General features: G+C 67.2%; 26 protein-coding genes. 16 read left to right on the top strand and 10 right to left on the bottom strand.

Annotation, left to right across the window (positions count from 1 at the left end; genetic code table 11):
• Positions 1-7 precede the first annotated feature (7 nt).
• The gene (locus ACZ50N_RS26495) at positions 8-817 is read right to left on the bottom strand and encodes a class I SAM-dependent methyltransferase (RefSeq protein ID WP_464474182.1); all 810 of its coding nucleotides are present in this window, start codon (positions 815-817) and stop codon (positions 8-10) included.
• A gap of 96 nt (positions 818-913) precedes the next feature.
• Here ACZ50N_RS26495 and ACZ50N_RS26500 point away from each other — a divergent pair, with 96 nt between their 5' ends.
• The 4 genes from ACZ50N_RS26500 (at position 914) to ACZ50N_RS26515 (ending at position 5,315) form a co-directional block, all read left to right on the top strand.
• Positions 914-1,981, top strand: a complete 1,068-nt coding sequence (locus tag ACZ50N_RS26500; RefSeq protein WP_464474183.1) for a sulfite oxidase — start codon at positions 914-916, stop codon at positions 1,979-1,981.
• Between the two features lie 10 nt (positions 1,982-1,991).
• Positions 1,992-2,936 (top strand): LysR family transcriptional regulator, encoded by a 945-nt coding sequence (locus ACZ50N_RS26505; protein ID WP_464474184.1) that lies wholly within the window; start codon positions 1,992-1,994, stop codon positions 2,934-2,936.
• Positions 2,937-3,005: 69 nt separating this feature from the next.
• The gene (locus ACZ50N_RS26510; RefSeq protein WP_464474185.1) at positions 3,006-4,121 is read left to right on the top strand and encodes a TDT family transporter; all 1,116 of its coding nucleotides are present in this window, start codon (positions 3,006-3,008) and stop codon (positions 4,119-4,121) included.
• 99 nt (positions 4,122-4,220) lie between these two features.
• Positions 4,221-5,315, top strand: a complete 1,095-nt coding sequence (locus ACZ50N_RS26515) for a methyltransferase (RefSeq protein WP_464474186.1) — start codon at positions 4,221-4,223, stop codon at positions 5,313-5,315.
• 1 nt (position 5,316) lies between these two features.
• Here ACZ50N_RS26515 and ACZ50N_RS26520 read toward each other — a convergent pair whose 3' ends face one another.
• A complete protein-coding gene (locus tag ACZ50N_RS26520) occupies positions 5,317-5,586 on the bottom strand; it encodes a DUF732 domain-containing protein (RefSeq protein WP_464474187.1) in 270 nt (89 codons plus the stop codon).
• 329 nt (positions 5,587-5,915) lie between these two features.
• Positions 5,916-6,566: a TetR/AcrR family transcriptional regulator gene (locus ACZ50N_RS26525; RefSeq protein WP_464474188.1), complete on the bottom strand. Its 651-nt coding sequence runs from the start codon at positions 6,564-6,566 to the stop codon at positions 5,916-5,918.
• Positions 6,567-6,729: 163 nt separating this feature from the next.
• Between ACZ50N_RS26525 and ACZ50N_RS26530 the strand changes: the two genes are divergently transcribed.
• Both ACZ50N_RS26530 and ACZ50N_RS26535 read left to right on the top strand, forming a co-directional pair.
• Positions 6,730-7,224: a CAP domain-containing protein gene (locus ACZ50N_RS26530; protein WP_464475727.1), complete on the top strand. Its 495-nt coding sequence runs from the start codon at positions 6,730-6,732 to the stop codon at positions 7,222-7,224.
• A 305-nt stretch (positions 7,225-7,529) separates the two neighbouring features.
• The gene (locus tag ACZ50N_RS26535) at positions 7,530-8,186 is read left to right on the top strand and encodes a TetR/AcrR family transcriptional regulator (protein ID WP_464474189.1); all 657 of its coding nucleotides are present in this window, start codon (positions 7,530-7,532) and stop codon (positions 8,184-8,186) included.
• Positions 8,187-8,412: 226 nt separating this feature from the next.
• Here ACZ50N_RS26535 and ACZ50N_RS26540 read toward each other — a convergent pair whose 3' ends face one another.
• Both ACZ50N_RS26540 and ACZ50N_RS26545 read right to left on the bottom strand, forming a co-directional pair.
• Positions 8,413-8,769: a DoxX family protein gene (locus tag ACZ50N_RS26540; protein ID WP_464475728.1), complete on the bottom strand. Its 357-nt coding sequence runs from the start codon at positions 8,767-8,769 to the stop codon at positions 8,413-8,415.
• Positions 8,770-8,861: 92 nt separating this feature from the next.
• Complete coding sequence (locus ACZ50N_RS26545; RefSeq protein WP_046361473.1) at positions 8,862-9,314, bottom strand: MarR family winged helix-turn-helix transcriptional regulator; 453 nt, start codon at positions 9,312-9,314, stop codon at positions 8,862-8,864.
• Between the two features lie 195 nt (positions 9,315-9,509).
• On the opposite strand from ACZ50N_RS26545, the gene ACZ50N_RS26550 reads away from it, so the two are divergent.
• The 3 genes from ACZ50N_RS26550 to ACZ50N_RS26560 are packed head-to-tail and all read left to right on the top strand — an operon-like array spanning position 9,510 to position 11,105.
• Entirely contained in the window at positions 9,510-9,956 is a 447-nt protein-coding gene (locus tag ACZ50N_RS26550; protein WP_073684957.1) for a hypothetical protein, read from the top strand.
• Between the two features lie 56 nt (positions 9,957-10,012).
• The gene (locus tag ACZ50N_RS26555) at positions 10,013-10,483 is read left to right on the top strand and encodes a DUF4174 domain-containing protein (RefSeq protein ID WP_464474190.1); all 471 of its coding nucleotides are present in this window, start codon (positions 10,013-10,015) and stop codon (positions 10,481-10,483) included.
• Position 10,484: 1 nt separating this feature from the next.
• Positions 10,485-11,105 carry a CIA30 family protein gene (locus ACZ50N_RS26560; RefSeq protein ID WP_073684959.1) on the top strand — a complete coding sequence of 207 codons (621 nt, stop codon included), beginning with the start codon at positions 10,485-10,487 and terminating at the stop codon, positions 11,103-11,105.
• 14 nt (positions 11,106-11,119) lie between these two features.
• On the opposite strand, the gene ACZ50N_RS26565 is transcribed toward ACZ50N_RS26560, so the two are convergent.
• From ACZ50N_RS26565 to ACZ50N_RS26575, 3 genes are all read right to left on the bottom strand, one after another.
• Positions 11,120-12,208: a coiled-coil domain-containing protein gene (locus ACZ50N_RS26565; protein ID WP_464475729.1), complete on the bottom strand. Its 1,089-nt coding sequence runs from the start codon at positions 12,206-12,208 to the stop codon at positions 11,120-11,122.
• 109 nt (positions 12,209-12,317) lie between these two features.
• Positions 12,318-12,740 (bottom strand): NAD(+)--rifampin ADP-ribosyltransferase, encoded by a 423-nt coding sequence (arr, locus tag ACZ50N_RS26570; RefSeq protein ID WP_048423212.1) that lies wholly within the window; start codon positions 12,738-12,740, stop codon positions 12,318-12,320.
• 102 nt (positions 12,741-12,842) lie between these two features.
• Positions 12,843-14,528 carry a hypothetical protein gene (locus ACZ50N_RS26575; protein ID WP_464474191.1) on the bottom strand — a complete coding sequence of 562 codons (1,686 nt, stop codon included), beginning with the start codon at positions 14,526-14,528 and terminating at the stop codon, positions 12,843-12,845.
• Between the two features lie 215 nt (positions 14,529-14,743).
• On the opposite strand from ACZ50N_RS26575, the gene ACZ50N_RS26580 reads away from it, so the two are divergent.
• From ACZ50N_RS26580 to ACZ50N_RS26600, 5 genes are read left to right on the top strand one after another with little or no spacing between them, the layout of a single operon-like run.
• Positions 14,744-15,154, top strand: a complete 411-nt coding sequence (locus ACZ50N_RS26580) for an SCP2 sterol-binding domain-containing protein (protein ID WP_464474192.1) — start codon at positions 14,744-14,746, stop codon at positions 15,152-15,154.
• Positions 15,147-16,205: an alcohol dehydrogenase catalytic domain-containing protein gene (locus ACZ50N_RS26585; protein WP_464474193.1), complete on the top strand. Its 1,059-nt coding sequence runs from the start codon at positions 15,147-15,149 to the stop codon at positions 16,203-16,205. The genes ACZ50N_RS26580 and ACZ50N_RS26585 overlap by 8 nt, the downstream gene beginning before the upstream one ends.
• A 31-nt stretch (positions 16,206-16,236) precedes the next feature.
• Complete coding sequence (locus ACZ50N_RS26590) at positions 16,237-17,715, top strand: aldehyde dehydrogenase family protein (protein ID WP_464475730.1); 1,479 nt, start codon at positions 16,237-16,239, stop codon at positions 17,713-17,715.
• Between the two features lie 10 nt (positions 17,716-17,725).
• The gene (locus tag ACZ50N_RS26595) at positions 17,726-19,081 is read left to right on the top strand and encodes a cytochrome P450 (protein ID WP_464474194.1); all 1,356 of its coding nucleotides are present in this window, start codon (positions 17,726-17,728) and stop codon (positions 19,079-19,081) included.
• An 11-nt stretch (positions 19,082-19,092) separates the two neighbouring features.
• A complete protein-coding gene (locus ACZ50N_RS26600) occupies positions 19,093-19,290 on the top strand; it encodes a ferredoxin (RefSeq protein ID WP_082133122.1) in 198 nt (65 codons plus the stop codon).
• A 1-nt stretch (position 19,291) separates the two neighbouring features.
• Here ACZ50N_RS26600 and ACZ50N_RS26605 read toward each other — a convergent pair whose 3' ends face one another.
• The gene (locus ACZ50N_RS26605) at positions 19,292-20,401 is read right to left on the bottom strand and encodes a LuxR C-terminal-related transcriptional regulator (RefSeq protein ID WP_464474195.1); all 1,110 of its coding nucleotides are present in this window, start codon (positions 20,399-20,401) and stop codon (positions 19,292-19,294) included.
• Between the two features lie 65 nt (positions 20,402-20,466).
• On the opposite strand from ACZ50N_RS26605, the gene ACZ50N_RS26610 reads away from it, so the two are divergent.
• Positions 20,467-21,084 (top strand): PadR family transcriptional regulator, encoded by a 618-nt coding sequence (locus ACZ50N_RS26610; RefSeq protein ID WP_464474196.1) that lies wholly within the window; start codon positions 20,467-20,469, stop codon positions 21,082-21,084.
• Positions 21,085-21,091: 7 nt separating this feature from the next.
• Positions 21,092-22,078 (top strand): NAD(P)H-dependent flavin oxidoreductase, encoded by a 987-nt coding sequence (locus ACZ50N_RS26615; RefSeq protein WP_464474197.1) that lies wholly within the window; start codon positions 21,092-21,094, stop codon positions 22,076-22,078.
• 8 nt (positions 22,079-22,086) lie between these two features.
• Here ACZ50N_RS26615 and ACZ50N_RS26620 read toward each other — a convergent pair whose 3' ends face one another.
• Positions 22,087-22,503, bottom strand: a complete 417-nt coding sequence (locus ACZ50N_RS26620; protein ID WP_464474198.1) for a pyridoxamine 5'-phosphate oxidase family protein — start codon at positions 22,501-22,503, stop codon at positions 22,087-22,089.
• Positions 22,504-22,519: the final 16 nt, after the last annotated feature.

A 22,519-nucleotide genomic window follows, 5' to 3' on the forward strand; every position in this document is an offset into this window, starting at 1 on the left:
CGCGTTCTCACACCCGTCCCGCCGCGAGGTGCGCCGTCGTCGTGGCGCGTAGCTTCCCGTCGGACCCGGCGCGCCGATAGGCCGCTGCCCGCAGCGCCGGCGTCAGGCGGTCACGCTCGTCGAGCGTCAAGCCGAGGTAGGGCGGCATGAACCCGTAGACCTGGTCCAGTTGGGCGAGGAATCCCTCCACTGAGGGGACCTCCCACACGACCTGGACGGCGCGCACGGTGACATCCCGAAATCCCGCACCCTTCAGTCCTTCTCGAAGCGCGTCTGGCTCTGCCGCCAGTAGTACACCCGCCGGTCTCGGGATGGTTTCCCGCCCCGGAAACACCTCGGCCATCGCCTCCACTAGCAATCCCACCGACGCCACGGTCCGCGGATCCGTCCAGCTGCTGACGCACCCGTGGCCACCGGGCCTCGTCACCCGCACCATCTCCCGCAACGCGCCACCCCAGTCGGGCAGGTTGATGACCCCGAACATCGAGAACGTGGCATCGAAGGTGGCGTCGTCGAATTCGAGAACCTGCGCATCCATCACCGTCGCCGTACACGACGGATAGCGAGCCAGCCGTTGCGCCGCACGCGCCACCATGTCCTCCGAGACGTCCACAGCCGTCACGCGCGCACCGAGTTCGGCAGCGGCAACACTCAGCGCGCCGGGGCCGCAGGCCACATCGAGTACCTCGGCTCCGCCTGCGAGACCCCCCACCATCTCGAAGGCCGGTGAAATGCATTGCGCAGTCAGCGGTTCACCGATGCGCTCGTAGAGATCGGCAGGAGCGAGCAGTCGAACACGATCGTCAGGAGGTGCCATCGGCTCAGCATGCTCACCCACGCTCAGATCGGCAAGGATAGTTGCTGATCGGGCAAGGCACGTCATGTCGGGGGGAATTGCGCCTATCGTGCAGACGTGACCGATCCTGCGCTGGTGAAGCCGACACCGCCGGAACTGATGGACGACACCGGTACCGGACTGGACTACGGCACCAAGCCGACCCAGATGCTGGGCGACATCACCCCCAACGACCGATTCTTCGTTCGCAGCCACGCTCCGACGCCACGCATCGACGGCGACACGTGGACGCTGCACATCGACGGTGACGGCGTGCGCGAACCGCTGAGCTATTCCTACGCCCAACTGCGCGACGACTTCCCGTTGATCTCGATCGTCCGCACCCTCGAGTGCGCGGGCAATCGCCGGGTGCTGTTCGGCGAAGAGGTGCACCACACCTTCGAGGGCACGCAGTGGGGACGGGGGGCGATCAGCACTGCCGAGTGGACCGGCATCCGGCTCCGCGACCTGCTCGCACCGGCCGGTACCGCCGACGACGCCCGCGATGTCATGCCGGAATCTCTCGACGAGATCAGGGCACGCAGGCCGCTACCACTGGCCAAGGCGCTCGCCGACGACACGATCGTCGCGATCGCGATGAACGGTGAGCCCCTGCCCGCTGATCACGGCTTCCCCGCCCGCCTCGTGGTGTCCGGATGGCTGGGAGCGGCGAGCATCAAGTGGCTGGGTCGCATCGAGGTCAGCACGCAACACCTGTACACGCCGTGGAATACCGAAGATTACGTTCTGATCAGCCCAGAGCACGCCCAAGAGGGGCCTGCGCGCGGACCGGCGATCACCGAGCCTGCTCTGTCCAGCATGATCGAACTCCCCTGGCCCGCAACACTTTCTAGTGGTACGCACGTGATTCGCGGCCGGGCCTTCGCCGGCGAGGGCTGGGTCACCGCCGTGGAGTACCGGATCGACGGCGGCCCCTGGCGCCCGGCGACCATCACATCGCCCGGGTCCTCGGGGGTATGGGCACGGTGGCAGTTCCGCTGGGACGCCGCGCCGGGAGATCACGTCGTGCGAGTGCGGGCCACCGACAATCGCGGCACCGTACAGCCCGAGCACACCCCGTGGAACGAGCTCGGATACATGCATCAGTCGGTGCTCGCTCACCCGGTGAACGTGAGTTCCACGTGAGGTCGTCGACGTGCAGCTGAGCGCGCGAATGCCGGACCTCACGTCGTTGGAGGTCCTTCTCGCGATCGCCCGCACCGGCAGCCTCAGCGGCGCCGGCCGCGAATGCAGGCTGACCCAGCAGGCCGTGTCCGCACGCATCGCCGCCCTCGAACGGCAGACCGGCGTGCGCCTGGTCATTCGCAGCAAGACCGGGTCTCGGCTGACCCCGGCGGGTGCGGTCGCCGCGCAGTGGGCCGATCGGCTGCTCACCGTGGCGCACGAGGTCGACGCGGGCCTGGCCACGTTGCGCGACGACAGCAAGACCCGACTGCGCATCACGGCGAGCCTGACCGTCGCAGAACAGCTTCTCCCCCGCTGGCTGGTGAGTTGGCGAGACAGCGTGACCCGGCAGCGCTCGACGCCGCCGGACGTCATACTCACCGCGGCCAACAGCGAACAGGTGATCGCGGCCATCCGCAACGATCAGGCCGATCTGGGCTTCGTCGAGAGTCCCGGCGTGCCGCGGCCGTTGCGCAGCAGCACCGTCGCTCACGACGATCTGGTGGTGGTGGTGCCACCCGCGCACCGGTGGGCCCGTCGTCCGCAGCCCGTCCCGGCCGACGAACTCGCCGCCACAGCGTTGGTCACCCGCGAGAAAGGTTCGGGGACAAGAGAATTCCTGACCAGCGCACTCCGGCGTGTGACCGATGCCCCTCAGGTTCCGCCGGCCCTGGAGCTGTCCAGTGCTGCTGCCGTGCGCGCCGCGGTGCTCGCGCAGGCGGGCCCGGCAGTGCTGAGCAGACTGGCCGTCGCCGACGATCTCGAACTCGGCCGGCTCCGCGCGGTCGACGTGGCGGGTCTCGAACTCCGCCGTGCGTTGCGGGCGGTCTGGCTGGGCGGAAGTACTCCCCCCGCCGGTGCGGTGCGGGACCTGCTCAGCCACATCAGCGCCGTCCGGCGCCATCGAAGTGAGTGATCAGGTCACAATTTCTCATTGTGACACGGCTACTGTTCAGCAGGTCCAGCCGCTCGTAGCGTGACAGTCATGCAACACTCCACCCTCATCCCCGAGCCCGTCGCCGTCGTGGCCCCGCCGCCGCAGCGCGGACTTCACCATGTGGGCCCCAACTGGTTCGCCTCGGTGATGGGGACCGGCATCGTCGCCACCGCCGCGGCGACCCTCCCCGTTCAGGTGCCGGGTTTGCGCGGCTTCGCCCAGGTCGTCTGGGTGCTGGCCGCGGCGCTGCTCGCAGTGCTCGTCGTGCTGGTCGGCTCGTTCTGGGTGCGCCACCCCGTCGTCGCCCGGAGCCACGCCCACAACGCGCAGATGGCGCACTTCTACGGGGCGGCGCCGATGGCGCTGCTCACCGTCGGCGCCGGGGCGCTGCTGATCGGTGGCGACGTGATCGGTGCGGACGCGGCGCTGCGACTGGACTGGGCGCTGTGGACATTCGGCACTGCGGGCGGACTCATCACCGCGGCGACCATTCCCTTCCTGATGGTCACCCGGCACGACGTGGGCCCCGACGCCGCCTTCGGCGGCTGGCTGATGCCGGTGGTGCCGCCGATGGTGTCGGCAGCGACTGGGGCGCTGCTCATCCCGCACATCGGCAGCGAGACAGGTCGGGCCACCATGCTCTACGCCTGCTTCGCGATGTTCGGCCTGTCGATGATCGCCGCGCTGATCATCATCACGATGATCTGGAGCCGGCTCGTTCACTACGGCACCTCCGGCACCGCGCGGGTCGCCACGCTGTGGATCGTGCTCGGCCCACTGGGGCAGTCCATCACCGCGGCAGGGCTGCTGGGCGGCAACGCCGCCGCGGCCGTCGACCCCCAGATCGCCGGCGCCCTGAAGGTGTTCGCGGTGCTCTTCGGCGTGCCCGTGTGGGGATTCGCCGTGCTGTGGATCGTGCTGGCGACGTCGCTGACCATCCGGACGCTGCGCCGCGGCATGCCGTTCGCGTTGACGTGGTGGAGCCTGACGTTCCCGGTCGGCACCTTCGTCACCGGCACCACGCAGCTGGCGTTGCACACGGGACTGCCGGCGCTGCGGGTGGCCGCAGTGGTCGGCTATGTCTGCCTGCTCGGCACGTGGTGTCTGGTGGCGACGCGCACCGTCCACGGCAGCGTCCGCGGCGAACTCCTCGGCCCCCGATAACCGCGGAACATCGTTCCAGGCTGTTGCCGGGCCGGAATCGCAGCCATGGCTGCTATCTGGATGCGGGATCTGCGAGTACCCCGCAGGTAACCTGCACGGATGCCGTCGACGCCCCTGCCCGTGGTGCTGGCCACGCTCGCGCTCCGGCGCGGGCTCAAACGGTTCGCGGACAGGTTGGTGCCACCGCAGTTCGCGATGCTCGATGTCGGCGAGGGGCTCGCCGGCGTCCAGATCGCCGCGAGCATCGCCGAGCTCGGGATCGCCGATGTGCTCGTAGGGGGACCGCTGACCGCACGTCAGATCGCCGAGCAGCTCGACACGGATCCCGAGGCCACCCACCGCCTGCTGCGCGGCGCTGTGGCCTGCGGGTTGTGCACCCTGGACCGGCGCACCGGGGCGGCCCGCCTGACCCGCATGGGTGCAGTGCTGAGCAGCGACCACCCGGCCTCGCTGCGCGCGTGGATGCGATACAAGGGGATGCCGTCGACGGTCGACGCCTGGGGCGGTCTGGCGGCGAGCGTGCGTAGCGGACGGAGTGCGTTCGAGCTGGTACACGGCACGTCGGTGTGGGATTGGTATGCCGCCCACCCCGACGAGGAGAAGATCTTCGCCGCGACGATGCGGCAGGCGACCAGCATGATCGCCCGCAGCATCGCCCGCGTCTACCCGTGGCCGGACGGTGCGGTGGTGTGCGACGTGGCCGGCGGGATCGGGACGCTGCTCTCGGTGATCGTGTCCGAGACCGCGGCGAACCTGCGCGGAGTCCTGGTCGACAGTGCCGGGATGATCGCCGAGGCCGATCGGTTCCTCGCCGAACGGGGTGTCGACGACCGGATCGAGCGTGTCGAGGGAGACATCTTCGGTTCGATCGACGCCACCGCCGACGTCTACATCCTCAAAGACGTCCTCCACGACTGGGATGACGAACGCTGCGCGAAGATCTTCTCGACTGTCGCGGCGAGCATGCCGGCCGGCGCCAAGCTCCTGGTGGTCGAGTATCTCCAGCCGCGCAACCGGCCGAATCCGTTCTCCCCTCTCCTTGATCTGCACACCCTCACGCAGCGCGACGAGGGCAGGCTGAGGTCGACGGAGGAGTTCGAGGAGCTGCTCGTCAGCGCAGGCCTACGGCCCACCGGTCGGCATTTCTCGGTCGTGCCGCACGACATCATCGAGGCCGAGAAGACCGGAGGGTGACCTACGGCCGGTAGCCCGCGGCCGAGTTCCGCAGCTGCCAGATCTGCGCGGGGCACAAGATGCCGATGGCGTAGGACACCACATAGTTGGCGGCCTGTTCGTCGTTCGGGAAGACGTCCCGCTTGGTGTCGGCCATCAGCTGGGCGTAGGGCACGCCTCTGCCGACTTTGTCGCACAGCCCCCAGCCGTACCCCAGTGCATCGTTGTTGGGGAAATCGAAGTGACGCCGCACGATGACGTTGTAGGTGTACTCGACTTCGGGCGCGGGCACGGCCGAGGCCACCGGAAGGGCTGAAAGGCCGCTTGCTGCAACCATCGTCGCGCTCAGGACGGCCGCTCGCCGACATGCTGGTGATGTCATCAGCTGCACCCGCGCACGCATTGGCCACTGCCGACGCCACTGACGCCGGGAATTGCTCGCATTCCCCACCGCACCGGCATCATCGCATCACTCGCTTTCGGCTGGTCGGTCTCATGCCCCCAGGCAGCGTAGCGCTTTGAACGCATACGGCGTCAGGAAGCGATGAGCATGAAAGCGCGACTCGACTATCGAGTTGCTGCTGTCCTGCGCCCTGGCGTGGTTGGTCAATCCGACGTGAGTCAGGACGCTTGGACGACGAGCCCGTGCCGGATGATGGACTGCGCATTGGCGACCACCGCCTCCACCGATCCTCGGCGCGGATTCCACCATTCCACTGCCCGGTTCAGCGCACCCAAGATGAGCATCTGGCCGATGTACAGATCGAGTTCGGGCCGCAACAGTCCCTCGCGGGCGACGTCGTTGACGAGGCGTCGCCAGATCTCCCCGTAGCGCTCCTCTTCGAGGATCTGCCGCCGTCTGATGGATTGCGGGACCTGTCCCGCGTTGCGGATGGACGCCGTCGCGTAGTCGGAGATCTCGAGCTCGTGGCGGAGGTGTGCCTCGGCGGCGATGAGCAGGCGGTCGAGTGCAGGAGTGCCGTCGGGCAGGTCGTCGAGTACGGACGTCACGTGCACGCACATATCGGCGATGCCTGACCACATCACCTCTTCGATGAGGTCCTCCCGGGACGGGAAGTAGTAGTAGATAGCCGGCGCCTGCAGGTCCGCCGCGGCGGCGACGTCGGTGAGACGCAAGCCGGCGTAGCCGTTCTCCGAGAGCACACGTGCGGCTGCATCGAGAATGCGCGACCGCGTCACTGCGGACTTCGACACCGAGGCCTCGCCCTGCTGATCCGCAGTCGACGCCGCGCGAGCATTCTGCCTGGCCATTGGTCGATGGTACGGCGCGCGGCGGGTCCGACGCCCTGCCGGTCGCCGGCGGGATTCAAAGCCAGAAAGACTCGCCGACCCACTGCTTAATCCCTATTAGAAGTCTTCTCTTGACCACGGGATCGTGATTGCGCACTCTGATGGGGTGACATCGACGGCAATCATGCGCAAACGGTCCCTGCGCCGCAGCAGGGTTGTGTGCGCTCTGCTCGCCATCGCGGGTGTTGCAGTCGCGACATCGGCTACGGCTCAGGCGGACAACCGCCGGCTAAACGAGAGCGTGATCGCCAACGTCTACACAGTGCAGCACCAGGCCGGCTGCACCAACGATGTGACGCGCAATGCGCAGTTGCAGCTCGCTGCGGAGTGGCACGCCAATGACGTCCTGAACAATCGTGCCCTGGACGGTGACCTCGGCTCGGACGGCTCGACACCGCAGAGTCGAGCGGAGGCCGCCGGGTACCGGGGCACAATCCAGCAGACGGTCGCCATCAACCCCGCACTGGCGATCAGCGGGATCGAAATCATCCGACAGTGGTACGACAATCCCGTCTCGCTGGCGATCATGCAGAACTGTGCCAACACACAGATGGGTGTCTGGTCACTGAACAGCCTCGACCGCTCGGTTGTGGTGGCGGTCTACGGCCGCCCGACCTGACGCGAGCACATGTCGACACGTCCGCAGCGTTGAGCGCGTTCGTCCGCGTCGACCCGGCCGAAGGCGGTGGGTTCCTTCCCTGAGCTCAGGAGACGAGATCGATTGCTCCGCAACCATTGACGGGGACATGACGAGAAGCGGCGGGAGTCACACCAAGCTCTCACGTCGCCATCCTGCGAGTGGCGCGAAGACGATCGCGCGCTGTGACCGGATTCCGCGTTCAGCCGATCGATCGGTCTGCCGTCCCACTGGGTGACAGGCACGCCCTCGGGGTGTGAAGGCAACGACGCTTCTACCATCGAACGATGCCGAAGAAGACGTCCGCTGCTACCGCAGGCGACTCGAAGTCGCAGCGCACGCGTGCCCGCATCCTCGATGCGGCTGCCCATGTGCTGAGCGTCAAGGGTTACGCGGGCACCCGCCTCACCGACGTCGCAGAGTACGCGGAACTGCAGGCCCCGGCGATCTACTACTACTTCCCCTCTCGGGAGGACCTGATCGAGGAGGTCATGTTCAGCGGGATCAGCGATTTGCGCATCTTCGTGAAAGAAGCGCTCGACGCGCTTCCGCCGGAGGCATCACCGATGGACCGCATCATGGCCGCCGTCGAATCGCATCTCCGGCACGAACTCGAGCTGTCCGACTTCGCACGGGCATCGATCCGCAATTCGGGCCAGGTACCCGAGCGACTGCGCACCCGGCAGAAGAACGAGGAAGCAGCGTACAACCGGATCTGGCGCGGCCTGATGAAGTCTGCGGTGGTCGAGGGACAGATCCGCGACGACCTCGACGCGGCGCTGGCGCTGGCGCTGATCCTCGGCACGCTCAACTGGGCCGCGGAATGGTGGGATCGACGTCGCATCTCGGTGGACACAATTGTGGCCAACGCGCAGGTGTTCATTCGGCACGGTCTGGCGCCGGTTCCGAAGCCCAAGCGGAAACGTCCAACCGCGGCCAAGTAATACCTTCGACGCACCACGGGCAGTACATCGATTGGCATCGTTGCTTGTTAGTGGATTTCTGCATGACCTCGCACGAACTCCCCTGTGCAACAGTTCTTTTCGCCTACGGTCAGCCCCTCTCGGACTCCACTGACGGTCCGCTCCACTGTGGGCTGATTGCTCTCATACCTGTCATCGACTCTCGGCTGGAAACAGTTCCACGCCGTGGCTGCCGTAGAGCAGATGCTCAGCGACGGCGCGGAATCGCCCGCGGAATCCCCGTAGCCCACAGTGCCCAGGCGATCAACACGGGCTGAAAGAGCAGTCGGACGAATCGGCTCGTATCTGTGTTGAGCCCGAACCCGTCTGCCTGGTTGACGAACTGGGCGATGTTGCCCGGGAAGACGAGCACGAAGAACGCTGCCAGCAGCCGACCGACCAGAACGCGATCCCGCCTCAGCAGCGCGAGACCCACGCCGAGCGTGATCTCGACACCACCGGAGGCCATCACGACGCCGTCGGCATCCACCGGCACCCACTTCGGTACCTGCGCCTGGAATTCCTCGCGGGCCCAGAACAAGTGGCTGAGCCCCGCGAAGATCATCGCCCCGGCGAGCACGAGGCGGGCGATGGTCCGCGCGCGGGTGGTCGGCGGCGGCGCAGGCAGATCTGCCACGGGTGACCCTTTCGTCGTTGTCACGGAATTGGTTTCGCATCGGGGGTGCGCGCGTGGAGGTCGGCGGTGATCAGATGCAGAGCGTCCCGCAACGCGGCGAGATCCGCTGCGGCCGACGCGTCAGACCCCAGCAGACGGTCCGGAATGCACGCCGCGCGCTCCTCGAGAGCACGCCCGCGGTCGGTCAGCGAGATCTCCACACGCCTCTCATCGGTCGCACTGCGTTGGCGACGCACCAGGCCCGCCGACTCCAGACGCTTCAGCAGCGGTGACAGCGTTCCCGAATCCAGATGCAGGCGGTCGCCGAGATGGCCGACCGTGCACGGCTGTTCCTCCCACAGCACCATGAGCACCAGGTACTGCGGGTAGGTCAGCTCGAGTTCTTCCAGAAGCGGTCGGTAGGCAGCGGTCACCGCACGCGACGCCGAATACAGCGCGAAACACAGCTGCTCGTCGAGACGGGGGCCGGGCACGCACAAACTTTATCGCACGCAGCTCAATTGTGCACAATTGGTTCTGGGTCTCGGGTGACCCCGCGTGGATGGGCAGAACCACCTATGGAACACCGACAGAGTCGCTCACGGTGGGCCGGGAAGCTGTCAGGAAATCCGCAGCTCGTCCTCATCCGACGGGAGTACTCCGGTCTGAGACGAGCGAAAGGACTGCTGATGAACACCGAGACCGTAGATCGTCAGTTCACGGCGCTACAGGCGCAGGCCGATCAGACGGGTGCGCTGATCCGCACGCTGGCCGACAAGATGTCCGCGGCAGCGGCGGCCGGAGACGCGAATGCCCGGGAGTGGGGGCTCGATCTCAAAGAGATCGCGCTGGCGATCCGTGACGAACAGGCGACGACCACCGAGCTCCTGCAGGCCATCCACGGCCTCGTCGACAACCACGTCGCGGCGGTCCCTGAGCCGGCATACTCCACTCCCCCTGTCGCGTACGCCCCAGCCCAGTACCAACCTCCGCAGTATTCGCAGTACGCGCAGCCCGCGCAGGGCGGCGGTGCGCTGCAGCGGTTCCTCGGCGGCCGCTTCGGGCAGGCGATGGTGACCGGCGCCGGCATCGGGATCGGCGACGACATAGTCAACTCGATCTTCGATCGGTTCTGACGCCCTTCGCTGCGCGCAGCCTCGCCTGCCGAATCGTCGGTACCGTGGAAGCCACTATGGCTCGACAGCGCAGTGTGGTGCGGTCGGCGTTCGTCGCCGCCTCGGCGGTGCTGTGCGCCGCGCTCTCCTCGGCCACCGCGTGGGCCGGCGGACTCGGCGACTACATCTGGGAGCGTCGTCCCCTCGTGGTGTTCTCACCCGCAGGAAACGACCCGAGGCTGACCGAGACCCTCCGGAGAATCGACGACAGCCAGTGCGCATTCGCCGACCGCGACATGGTGCTCGCCGTGGTGGTGGCCGGCGGCAGCACCACGCTCGACGGCGCGGCGACGGACCCGGGTGAGTCGGACCGCTTGAGGCAGCGCTACCGCGTCGCGCCCGACGCCTTCACCGTGGTGTTGGTCGGCAAGGACGGCGGTGAAAAGTGGCGCACCGACGAGGTTCCGGATCTCGAGGTCGTGTACTCGGTGATCGACGGCATGCCGATGCGGAGCCGTGAGATGAACGCCGGCTCGGAGGGATGCTGACATGGTTGCTAATCGACGGTGGCTCGCCGGCGTCGCGATTGCGGTCTCGGCCCTGATGCTGGTGGCCTGCGGACAGCAGGCCAGTGCCGACGAACCAACGACCGCGACAGGCGTGCCCCTCGTAAGCCTGATCGATGTCGGCAATGCCGGCGCGGTGGCCGGCTGGACGACCGTCAACGATCCCGTGATGGGCGGCAAGTCCACTTCACGCGTGGCGTTCAGCGGAGGCGGCCTCGAGTTCTCGGGAACCCTGTCGCTGGAGAACAACGGCGGGTTCGCCTCGGCCCGCAGCCCGCAGGACCCCGGCATCGGGCAGAAGGCGATCGGCGCCACGGCGCTGAACGTGCAGGCCACCGGCGACGGAAAGACCTACGTGCTGAAGGCCGGGGTCGCCGGGCGACCGTGGTCCTACATCCAGCGGTTCCGGACCGACGCCGGCGTCGCACGACGCTATGCGCTGCCCGTCGAGAGTTTCGAGCCGGTCGGCATGCGTCTGGATCCTGCACCCGATGCGCCACGGCTGCTCGATCCGTCGACCATCGACGAAGTGGCCGTCTACATCCTCGACAAGCAGCAGGGCCCCTTCGCCATCACGATCACGGGGATCGACGCCACCTCCTGATCGGAGACGTTCGGTCAGCCGCGCGGCGTGGTGGTGATGTGCACGTGGTCGAAGTGACCGTAGCCCGACGCCTGCGGCCCGGCCGGTGTGGAGTACGTGCCGCGCCAGATCACGTCCTGCAAACCGAAGCGACCCGCGTTGGCCAGTGCGAACGCCCGGATCTGATCACCGAGCGCGATGCCCTCGGAGCTATCGGGATTGGGGATCATGATGTCGATCGCGAGACCCCGCGGGTGCCAGGGCTTCGAGTCCGGCCGCACCCCGTCGATGGTGGAGATCTGCGGGAACTGGGCGCTGACGGCTCGCGCGACCAGGACCGTATTGGGTTGCAGGCCAGCCTCATTGGCGACGCCGACGGGTAGGGCATCCGGAACCTGAGGGGGCGCCAGATCCCCGGGCGGCAGGGCGGGCATGGCGACGACAGCCGGATCCTGCGGGGCGGGAGGCGCGGCCGGCGGCGGAACCGCCGCGTCGATCACGGCTTGCTGCTGCGGCGTCAACGCCGCGTACTGAGCCTCCGCGGCGGCGATCCGGCGCAGCAGATCCTGCCATTTGGCCTGTAGCTCGGCGCGGATCGCTGCGGCGCGCTCGGCGGCGGCACGGGCATCTGCGGCCGAGCGCTCGGAGGCGCGGGCAGCGCTCTCGGCCTGTTCGCGCATCTGGCGATACGCGCGGAGTCGGTCGGCCGTCGTCGCGTCCATCACCTGCTGCAGCGACAACCTGTCGATGAGCCGTTGCGGCGACGAGGCGGTGAGCACCGTCGCCAGCTGGCTGTCGCCACCACTCATGTAGGTCATCGCCGAGAGGCGGTCGACCGCGTCCTGAAGGGGTGCCAGTTGTGCGGTCGCGGCATCCAGCGCACCCTGGTCAGAGCGCCGACGGTCGTCTGCCGTGGCGAGCTCCGCCTGCTTCGCGTCGACGTCACGCTGGGCCGCGGTGACGGCCTCACGACTCTGCACCGCTTGTGCGGAGAGCTCGTTGAGCCTGGCCAGCGCCTCGTCGGCGGGTTCGGCGTGCGCGAAGCCGATCGTCGCCGCCGCCAGCAAGGCCACCACCGGGATGCCCGTGGCACCGCAGAGCATTCCCCGGGAGGCGTGGCGCATGCGGATAGTCACGATCCCTTGTTCTCGAGAGTGGCCCGGCCGGGCGATCAGCGTTCCGGGCAAGGCTACGAAGTGCGTTCTGCGATGTCTAGTCGACGTCCGCGAGGCTTTAGTTGATGATCTCTCCGCCGTCATCGGAGAGCAGCACTGACAACCGCTCCCGCCACATCTGCAGCTGGTCCGGTGTCAGCCGCTCCCATTCGGTGACCTCGGCAACCACCCGCAACGGAGCGGTACTGCGGTAGGACCGGGTCGGATTTCCAGGGAACTTCTTATCGGTCACGTTCGGGTCGTCCTCGAACCCGCCCGTCGGTTCGACCTCGTAGACCCTGGGCGCGGCGGCACCACCGCCGAGCTCGGCGGCGATCTCGGCAGCCAGCCCGGCCCCGTTCACTCGCGAGGTGAAGTAGATGTGGTTCATCACGATCTCCGGACGGTAGTTCGACGGCCGGCCCGCGGTGAGCAGGTCGCCGACTGTCAGATCCGCAATCGTGCCGTGGAAGAACGGGCCGGGCTCGGCCGATCGAGACATCGGAAACCTCCAGGTCGGGTACGGGGCCGGGCCAGCATGCCGCACGACCGGGGTCTTGCCACAAGCCCCGTACCCTCGCTTAACCTGGAGTGGGAGGGGTGATCAGCCCGCGATCGCCAGGCGCACCGACGCTGAGCGCGCCGACAGCAGCGACGTCACCAGCGACGGTCGGAATCCTCTCTGCATCACTGCAACCGGCGTCCCGATGACGGTCCCGGTCGCGGTGCCGCTCGGCGTCGCAACCGTGATCGCATCCCCCGGCGCACCGTAGATTCCCGCGCACGTGGAGCCCTCACACGCCCCCGTCGACGGATCGATCCGGCCCGCGAAAATGTCGTTCAGCCAGCCCGCCATGAGCGTCTGCGCGGCCGACTTGTTCTGCTCCGTCGGGAAACCCTGATTGAGATACGAGATCAGCTGAATCGCCCTGCTGCCACCCTGCATGGAATCCAGGTGCTGACCGTTGTCGAGAACCACCCCGTTGAAATGCCCCGGCCGATGCTCGTCGAGGGCCTGGTCGACCCGGCGGGGCGACCCGTCCTCCCGGGGCGCCCCGAGCTCAAAGACCGGGATGTAGGTGCCCAGGCCCTCGAGCTTGTCCAGCGCGTCCGCCAGCACCGTTCCCGGAGGAGCTCCATCGAGGGTCAGGATCCCCGCCAGCTGATTGATCCCACCGCTGGCTGCCACCGCCTCTGCGTAGTAGCCGGCCGCGCCTGCGGCAACACCCGCTCCCAGCGAGTGCCCGACCAGTGTGAACCGATCCGGCAGGGCTGCGGTCACGCCGTAACGCTTCGCGAAGCCGGCGGCCACCGCGCTGGCCGTCAGTGCGTCACGATCACCGAGCAACAGCTCTGCGGTCGCGCGGTACACCTGGTCGTCACCGAGCCAGAAGCCGTCGCGCACATACGGATTGGATGACAATGTGGGGACGACGACAATGCTGTTGGTGCGTTCGGCCAACCACGACGCGGTGTAGCTGTACATCGCACCGACACCGCGATAGCCGTGCTGTAGGTAGATGAACCGCTCCGGCAGTTCTTCGCCGTCGGGGTAATACCAGTCCGCTCGAACGAACCGTCCCTCTGTGATCTCCAACCTCGAGCTGCGCACGGTCACGTCCACGCCTGGCGGTACCACGGGCGGTCCCGCCACGACGCGGATCGCCGCACCGACGATGTCCGTCACCAGCGACTGAATGACGTCCTCGAGCTTTTTGCGCTGCGGCGCGGACGCGATCTCCGCTGCAGCACGTGTCGGCGAAAGTTCCTGTGCCGTCGTCGTGTACGCGGTCACGCGAGGCGATTCGAGCTCAGTGATGGGTGCACGTGCGGGCTTGCTGGTGACGCCGCGGCGTGGCGTCCGAATGGCCGCCGATCGGACCTCCGTCTCGTCGGCATCCGCGTCGACCGATTCCGACTGGTCATCCGAATCGACGGCTCCCGTGTCGGGATCGTCGGCCGCGCCTGTGCCATCGGATGCCGTGTCGCCGGTATCCGCGTCGTTCACGTCGGTGTCGGTGCTGCCGGTGCCGCCGTCAGCGTCGGTCTCGGTGGTGTCCGTCTTCTTGCGGTCCGTCTTCCTGCGGTCCGCCTTCTTGGTGACCTCCTTCTCGGCGTCGGCTACATGCGACACACGCGGGCCGCGGTTCAACGCCTCGGAGGTAGAGGAGGAGGTGCTGCCCGCCTCGGTTCCCGTATCCGCGCAGGCCGCGTCCGCACCCGCGATCATCGCCGCCGACATCCCGGCGGCCACCACACCAGCACCCATCCACGCTGACAGTTGCGACATTCGACTCCCTCGATATTGACGACTGCGTCACTGCGGTCGCCGACACCATAGGACAGACCGCAAAGCAGGTAGACACATTTCGAAAAGTGGTCATCTTTCGCGCGCCTATCCCCAAAGGGGTACGAAAGGCTCACCAACGACGGCTGACCCCGCGACGGTGCCGGTGATTGCATGAGTGACGGCCATCACAACACCGAACAACGGAGCGTCAGCACATGGGCTTTTTCACCGATGCCGCCGAACTCGACACCTACATCGGGGGCGTCTTCCGCGATGCCTTCGACCACCCGGAATCGGGGCCGAAGCTCAAGGGCGCCAACCTCGTCATGCGGGTGATCTACACCGATCCCGACTGTGAGATGACGATGGTCTTCCGCGACGACAGCGGGGTCATCGCAGGCCCCAGCGATGAAAAGGCCGATGTCACGCTGCTGATGCGCGGGGACACCGCCGACCAGTTCTGGCGCGGCGAGTACAACCTCGCGATCGGCCTGGCCAAGGGCCAGGTCAAAGCGAAGGGACCGGTCAACAAGATCCTCAAGCTCGTTCCGCTGACCAAGCCGCTGTTCCCGATGTACCGCGAAAAGGTGGCCACCAAGGACGCCCAGGCCGGCACCCATGCCTGAGACCATGCGCGCGGTGGTGCTGCGCGAACCGCACCGGGTCGAGGTAGCCGACGTACCGAGGCCCGAAATGAGCAGTGCCACCGACATTCTCGTGCGAGTCGAGCAGACCGCCATCTGCGGTACCGATCTGCACCCCTACGAAGGTCGACTCGAGCTCGAAGCCGACATCGTCCTCGGCCACGAGTTCCTGGGCACCGTCGTCGCGGCCGGTTCCGCGGTGACCCGCTTCAGCGAGGGCGACCGGGTGGTCAGCTCCTGTGTGGTCAGCTGCGGAGCCTGCCACCAGTGTCGCCGGCATCAGCCCGGCAACTGCGCCGGATCACGCATCTTCGGCCTGGGTCTGGCGCTGGGGGATCTGGCGGGCGGACAAGCCGAATTCGTCGTGGTGCCCAACGCCGACAGCACCGCGCGCGCCATCCCGGACACAGTTTCTGCCTGCGACGACGACATCCTGTTCGCCGGCGACATCATGACCACCGGTTATGAGGCGGTGGCCCGGGCCATCACCCCCGGCGACACCGTCGCCGTGGTGGGCGCGGGGCCGGTGGGCCTGTGCGCGGCGATGGCCGCCGACGTCCTGGGCGCTGCGCAGGTCATCGTCGTCGACAAGGTCGCCGCCAGGCTCAAGGAGGCCGCCAACCTCGGTGCCGTCGCGGTGGACGCGGACCAGGACGATCCGGCCGACGCGGTGCTCGATCTCACCGACTGGCGCGGCGCCGACGTCGTCGTGGATGCGGTCGGGCACGAGTCGGCGCTGCTGTCGTCGATCGCACTGGTCCGGGCGGGCGGCACCCTGTCGATCCCGGGTGTCTACAACGAGGACGCCATCACCCTGCCGTTCGGCGAGCTCTATCTGAAGGGCGTGACGCTGCAGATGGGTGTCTCTCACATCACCGAATACATGGACGAGGTCATCGCTCTCACCTGCGCCGGCAAGCTGCGACCCGGCTCGATCATCTCCCACCGGATGGGCCTGTCCGAGGCAGCCGAGGCGTACCGCATGTTCGAGGCCCGCGAGGCCACCAAGATCGTCATGGATCCGAGGAACTGACGTGACAAGCGTTGACATCAAACACTTCCCGATGCGAATCGGTGGTCGGGAGGTCGACACCGAACGCCGCCGCAACGTCGTCGACCCCAGCACGGGCGAGACCGTCGCGACCGTCGCGCACGGCGATGCCGGTCATGTGGACGCGGCCGTCTCTGCTGCCCGCGCTGCGTTCGATTCCGGTGTGTGGCGCCATCGCACGCCGCAGGAGCGTGCCGCGGTCATGCGCCGGATCGTGGTGGCGGCCAACGACGTCGCCGACGAGCTCATCGAGCTGGAGCTCTCGGCCAACGGTGCCACCGTCCGGCAGGCCACCGGATTCCACATCGGTTATGCCCTTGCGCATTTCAGCTACTTCGCCGATCTCGCCGAGACCTACGCCTGGCAGCGTCCCGCCCCGATCACGACGTTCCCGGCGCTGGGTCAGGCCGTCGTCCACCGTGAACCCATCGGTGTGGTCGGCGCGATCGCGCCGTGGAACTTCCCGCTATTACTGACGCTGTGGAAGGTCGGTCCGGCGCTGGCTGCCGGCAACAGCGTGGTGGTCAAACCCGACGAGCACACCCCTCTGTCGATCCTCGCGTTCGCCCGGATCGCCGAGGAGAACGGGCTGCCTCCAGGCGTGCTCAACGTCGTCACCGGCGACGGACCGGATGCGGGCGCGCGCCTGGCCAGCCACCCCGATGTCGGCAAGATCGCCTTCACCGGCTCCACAGCGGTGGGTCGCGAGATCATGCGGCTCGCCGCGGGCACCGTCAAGCAGGTCACGCTGGAACTCGGCGGCAAGGGACCCTCGATCGTCCTCGACGATGCCGATCTGGACCTCGCCGTCGACGGGGTGCTCTACGGATGCTTCGTCTACTCCGGCCAGGTCTGCGAATCCGGCACGCGCGCCTTGGTTCCCGCACACCTCTACGACGACTTCGTGGGCCGCCTGGTGACGCGGGCGAGCACCATCGCACTCGGACCCACCCGCGACTGGGACACCGACATGGGTCCGGTCATCGATGCCCGCCAGCAGGCCCGCATCGTCGACTACATCCACGGCGCCGTCACCGAGGGCGCCGCCGTCGCGCTGGGCGGCCAGGCTATCGATCAACCCGGCTACTGGGTGGCCCCCACCATCCTCACCGGCGTGCACAACAGCATGCGGATCGCCCAGGAGGAGGTGTTCGGGCCCGTCCTGGTCGTCATCGCCTACTCCGACGACGACGAGGCCGTCTCGATCGCCAACGACTCCGACTACGGTCTGGCGGCCAGCATCTGGAGCTCGGACAACTCGCGTGCACTGGATCTCGCCGCGCGGATCGACAGCGGCAGTGTGTGGATCAACGACGCCCATCAGATCAACTGCCAGGTGCCGTTCGGCGGGTTCAAACAAAGCGGCATGGGGCGCGAGCTCGGCCCCGATGCACTCGATGCCTACACCGAGGTCAAGACCGTGCACCTCGACCTGTCCGGGGGCCGCGACAGCAAGCCCTACGACATCCTGCTCAGCCACGCCGACGAATGAGGACCCACACATGACCACCATGGACGACGAACTCTTCAGTGCCGACCTGTCGTTCGACGAGGACGACGATACGGTCGACGTTCCACCGACGAATGATGTCGCCGCGACTCGCGCCTACGATTCCCTCAACGTGTCCACCGATGCCTTCTGGGACATGGATCTGCCCGAGCGCGAGCCGATCTTCGCCGAACTGCGCGCCCGTCGGCCCGTGAGTTGGCAACCGCCCATCGAAACGGCGGTCTCCCCCGATCCCGACGACCCCGGCTACTGGGCAGTGGTCAGACATGCCGACATCGTCGAAATCAGCCAGCACAGCGATGTATTCGTCAGCCGTTACGGCGTCATGTTCGACATGCTGCCCCCGGTGTTCCTGGAAATGGCCATGTCGTTCCTCGCGATGGACAATCCGCAGCACCACAAGATCCGACGCCTGGTGAGTTCGGTGTTCACCCCGCGCCAGGTGCGGCGCATCGAGGGCGACATCGCTTCGCGGGCGCAGCGCATCGTCGCGGCGGCGGTGGCCAAGAGCCGCGCCGGGGAGGCGGTGGACTTCGTGACCGACATCGCCAGGCACCTGCCGACCGAGATGTTCGGGGACATGTTCGGCTTCCCGGAGGAATTGCGTGCCGAGGTGGTGCACGCCGCCGACGAGACGCAGGCGTGGGCCGATCCGGTGTTGCTCGCAGGACGCGATCCTGCCGAGGTCCAGATCGAGGCGGCGTTGCGCATCCACGACATGACCCAGGAACTCATCGACGAACGCCGCGCGAATCCCCGGGAGGACTTGCTGTCTGCGTTGGTGAGCGCCGAGGTGGACGGCCAGAAGCTCTCCGACTTCGAGATCGGCTCCACCATGGTGCTGTTCTCCGTCGCGGCGAACGACACCACGCGCCACACATCCAGCCTGGCAGCCAAGGCGCTCAACGATTTTCCCGATCAGCGCGAATGGCTGTGGGCAGACTTCGACTCACGGATCAACCTCGCGGTCGAGGAGTTCCTGCGCTGGGGTTCGGTGGTCCAGAACATCCGCCGGACCTGCGTCTCTCCCTATGAGCTGGGCGGCCAGCAGATCCTGCCCGGTGACAAGGTGGTGATGATGTACGCCTCCGGCAACCGCGACGAGGCCGTCTTCACCGATCCGACCACGTTCGATCTCAGCCGCAGTCCCAATCCGCACATGGCTTTCGGCGGAGGTGGAATCCACTACTGCCTGGGCAGCCAGCTCGCCAAGGTCATGCTGCGTTCGCTGTTCCGCGAGATCTACGCGCAGGCGCCGAACTTCCGCACAGGCGATCCAGAACTGGTTCGTACCAACTTCATTCGCGGCGTGTTGAGCATGCCGTTCGATGCGGGAGCCTCGGCGTGAGCGGGTGGCGCGTGACCGTTGACACCGGCCGCTGCTCGGGCATCGGGCTGTGCGAAGCGCTCGCGCCGGGCACGCTCGAGGTGGGCGAGGACGGACACGTTCATGCGCTCACCGACGGATTCGACCAATCACTGCTCGAGCAGGTGGAGGAGGCGGTGCGCAGCTGTCCGACGCAGTCGCTGTCGATCGAGCGGATGCAGACCGAGTAGATCAGACGTCGTCACCGCGATAGAGCATCGAGACGGCTTCCACGCGGTTCTCGGCGCCGAGTTTGCGCAGGATGTGCTTGACGTGCTGCTTGACGGTGCCTTCGGCGATGAACAGTTTGGCTGCGATGGCGGCGTTGGTGCGGCCGTTGGCCATGTGCTCGAGGATCTCCGCCTCGCGCGAGGTGAGTAGGGCCCGCACCGAGCGCTGGACGGCGCGTACCGGCACAGCCGGTCCGTGGTCGCCGGCGGCCGAACCGAGCGTGTAGTCACCGATGCCGGCCGCGGCGTCGCTGCAGTCACGCGAAGCCGCCTGCAACGCCGCACTCACCGCCTGCAGGCGCTCGGCCGCGCGCGCCCGGCTGAAGGCCAGCGCCAGCCCGTTGGCGTAAGCGGTGAGCACTTCGCAGTCGATGTCGTCTGTGTCGCGATTCTGCCGGTACCGATCGGCGTGAAGCAGTGCGACGACGCGGTCGCCGGCGAGCACAGGTGCGGCGACATAGGAATTGCTGCGTGATGCGTCGGCGATGGGTCGATGTACCCGCGCGTCGTGCTGCACGTCGGTCACCACCCGGGCCTCGCGACGTCGCACGATCTCGGTCTCGAACAGTCCGCGCACCAGAGGCTGCGGCTGCTCCTGTCCCACCCTGTTGATCTCGGCGGCCCAATCCGGGTCGTCGGGAACACAGACCGAATGCGACACCCACACACCGTCGACAATGCGGGAGAAGATGGCCCGATCGAACCCGAGCCGCGTGACCAGTTGTGGGGCCAACTCCATCAGGTCGTCGACGGCGCACGGAGCGGCGTCCAACCGCGCCAATGCATCTGCGAGTCCGCGGGTCCTGTCTCTCACCTGCGCGAGGGCGGCTTCCCTGCCGGCCAGCGTCTGTAGCGCCGCCAGGATCGCGGCCGCCTCGGTGTCGCCGGCAAGGGCATCGGCCAGCGCCGACCAGGACTCCGACAGCACCGCCCGCACCTCTCGGGGCGACAACTCGCCTGACCCAGTTCGGTCGGACGCGACGAGGCTCCGCAACCCGTCGAGTACCGCGGTCAGCTGGCCATCATGCCCTGCATGTGACCCATCCCGCATCGCGCCGACATCGTGAGGCACGGCACAAGAATAGACGACCCCGCTCCGCTGCTGACCTGACCGTATCAATGATACGGTGCAGAACCATGACGGAAGGCTCCCGCCTCAATCACCTCTCCTATGTGGTGCTGGGTGTGATCGCGGTGCGCGGTCCCACCACGTCGTACCAGCTCAAGCAGTATGTCGCCGAGTCGATCGTCTATCTGTGGCCACTCCAGCACGCGACGCTGTATCGGGAGCCGCGCCGCCTGGAGGACTGCGGGTTGTTGCAGTCCGAGACGGAAGAGGGGGGCCGACGGCGCCAGTTCTTCACGATCACCACCGAAGGGCTTGCCGCCCTTCGCCATTGGCTTCGCGACCCCAGCACCTCCCAGCCTTCGGAGCTGCACGACGAGGCGCTGCTCAAGCTCCACTTCGGTGAGCTCGCCGACGTGGCGAGCATGCGTGAGCTCGCCGAGAATCAGATCGTCGAACGCAAAGCTCGACTGGCTTACTACACGGATCTGCAGCGCCGCTATCAGGATCGCCCTGACCTGGGTTATCCCTTGGCGACGTTGCGGGCGGGCCAGATGATCGAGAAGGCGTCGATCGCGTTCTGGCGCGACATCGCCGAGAGCACAGAGCAATTGGCGCCTTCGCGGCCAGGAGCCCGCGGCCGCACCGACCTGTCCCCTACGTCAGCCCTGCCCCCCGAACGAAAGTGATGGCCCCGTGACACTGCCCGAGATCCTGCGGGACAACCTCGCACTGCCCGTCGTCGGGTCCCCGCTGTTCCTCTGTTCAGGTCCGGAACTGGTGATCGCGCAATGCAGTGCCGGCGTCGTGGGCTCCTTCCCGGCGCTCAACGCTCGTCCGGCCTCGGTCCTGCGTGAATGGTTGGAACAGATCTCCACCACGTTGGACACCCGACGCCGCGAGCATCCCGAACTGGTGACGGCTCCCTTCGCGGTGAACCAGATCGTGCACAGGTCCAATGAGCGCCTCGGCGAGGACGTGCAGGCGTGCATCGACTTCAAGGTGCCTATCGTGATCACCTCGTTGGGTGCGCGCGCCGATGTCAACGACGCGATCCACTCGTACGGCGGCATCGTGCTGCACGACGTCATCAACAACACCTTCGCGCGCAAGGCCATCGACAAGGGGGCCGACGGCCTGATCGCCGTGGCCGCCGGAGCCGGTGGGCACGCAGGCACCATCTCGCCGTTCGCACTCGTGCAGGAGATCCGAGAGTGGTTCGACGGGCCGCTGCTGCTCTCCGGAGCCATCGGACACGGCCGCTCCATCCTGGCCGCGCAGGCCGCCGGAGCTGATCTCGCCTACATCGGGTCCGCGTTCCTGGCCACGACCGAAGCGCGCACCGAAGACGCGCACAAGCAGATGATCACCACCAGCGGTGCCAGCGACATCGTGTATTCGAATCTCTTCACCGGTGTGCACGGCAACTATCTGCGCGGTTCCATCGAGGCGGCTGGACTCAATCCCGACAACCTTCCGCAGTCCGATCCGTCGGCGATGGACTTCGGCTCCGGCGGAAACACCGACGCCAAGGCGTGGAAAGACATCTGGGGTGCCGGACAGGGAATCGGCCCCATCCAGGAGGTGGTTCCCACGGCGGAGCTCGTCGCGCGGTTGGGTCGGCAGTACGCTGCAGCCCGCGCCCAGCTGTTCGCCGAAGAGTTGGCGTCGACCGCGGTGTGACACCGCGGTCACATCGCGTAACGATGGACCGTCTGCGGGTGAATGACGATGCGCACCCACTGCTCTCGTGACATCGCCGCGAGATCGCCTGCGCGACGGGGATCGTCGAGGTCCCAGTAGCGCGGTGCGAGCCGTTCGAGCACGGCGTGCGCGCCGTCGGTGGCGATCGTCGCGGTCCCCGTCACCGACACCCACTGTTCCCGCTCCCCCACCGGTGCGGTCACCACGAGCGACGCACGGGGGTTCCGATGAAGCCGGCGTACGCGTGCGGTGTCCGGTGCGCTGAAGAGCTGGATGTTACCGGCCTCGGTCACTTCGAACCACACCGGCCTCGGCTGGGGTGGCAGCGATCCCTCGGCGGTGGTCAGGAATCCGTAGAGCGGGCGGCTCAGCAACTGCAGATCGTTCTCCGTCAGCTGGTTCATGCCGTTCAGCTAACCC

The sequence above is a fragment of the Mycolicibacterium obuense genome (assembly GCF_055397605.1).

Excerpts from the sequence above, each read along its gene's own strand:
- ACZ50N_RS26515 (WP_464474186.1), top strand. The coding sequence starts at position 4,221 with ATGCCGTCGACGCCCCTGCCCGTGGTGCTGGCCACGCTCGCGCTCCGG.
- ACZ50N_RS26610 (WP_464474196.1), top strand. The coding sequence starts at position 20,467 with ATGACGGAAGGCTCCCGCCTCAATCACCTCTCCTATGTGGTGCTGGGT.
- arr (WP_048423212.1), bottom strand. The coding sequence starts at position 12,740 with ATGTCTCGATCGGCCGAGCCCGGCCCGTTCTTCCACGGCACGATTGCG.
- ACZ50N_RS26580 (WP_464474192.1), top strand. The coding sequence starts at position 14,744 with ATGGGCTTTTTCACCGATGCCGCCGAACTCGACACCTACATCGGGGGC.
- ACZ50N_RS26540 (WP_464475728.1), bottom strand. The coding sequence starts at position 8,769 with ATGATCTTCGCGGGGCTCAGCCACTTGTTCTGGGCCCGCGAGGAATTC.
- ACZ50N_RS26535 (WP_464474189.1), top strand. The coding sequence starts at position 7,530 with ATGCCGAAGAAGACGTCCGCTGCTACCGCAGGCGACTCGAAGTCGCAG.
- ACZ50N_RS26555 (WP_464474190.1), top strand. The coding sequence starts at position 10,013 with ATGGCTCGACAGCGCAGTGTGGTGCGGTCGGCGTTCGTCGCCGCCTCG.
- ACZ50N_RS26495 (WP_464474182.1), bottom strand. The coding sequence starts at position 817 with ATGGCACCTCCTGACGATCGTGTTCGACTGCTCGCTCCTGCCGATCTC.
- ACZ50N_RS26585 (WP_464474193.1), top strand. The coding sequence starts at position 15,147 with ATGCCTGAGACCATGCGCGCGGTGGTGCTGCGCGAACCGCACCGGGTC.
- ACZ50N_RS26510 (WP_464474185.1), top strand. The coding sequence starts at position 3,006 with ATGCAACACTCCACCCTCATCCCCGAGCCCGTCGCCGTCGTGGCCCCG.
- ACZ50N_RS26590 (WP_464475730.1), top strand. The coding sequence starts at position 16,237 with ATGCGAATCGGTGGTCGGGAGGTCGACACCGAACGCCGCCGCAACGTC.
- ACZ50N_RS26560 (WP_073684959.1), top strand. The coding sequence starts at position 10,485 with ATGGTTGCTAATCGACGGTGGCTCGCCGGCGTCGCGATTGCGGTCTCG.
- ACZ50N_RS26595 (WP_464474194.1), top strand. The coding sequence starts at position 17,726 with ATGACCACCATGGACGACGAACTCTTCAGTGCCGACCTGTCGTTCGAC.
- ACZ50N_RS26525 (WP_464474188.1), bottom strand. The coding sequence starts at position 6,566 with ATGGCCAGGCAGAATGCTCGCGCGGCGTCGACTGCGGATCAGCAGGGC.
- ACZ50N_RS26565 (WP_464475729.1), bottom strand. The coding sequence starts at position 12,208 with ATGCGCCACGCCTCCCGGGGAATGCTCTGCGGTGCCACGGGCATCCCG.
- ACZ50N_RS26620 (WP_464474198.1), bottom strand. The coding sequence starts at position 22,503 with ATGAACCAGCTGACGGAGAACGATCTGCAGTTGCTGAGCCGCCCGCTC.
- ACZ50N_RS26575 (WP_464474191.1), bottom strand. The coding sequence starts at position 14,528 with ATGTCGCAACTGTCAGCGTGGATGGGTGCTGGTGTGGTGGCCGCCGGG.
- ACZ50N_RS26530 (WP_464475727.1), top strand. The coding sequence starts at position 6,730 with ATGCGCAAACGGTCCCTGCGCCGCAGCAGGGTTGTGTGCGCTCTGCTC.
- ACZ50N_RS26550 (WP_073684957.1), top strand. The coding sequence starts at position 9,510 with ATGAACACCGAGACCGTAGATCGTCAGTTCACGGCGCTACAGGCGCAG.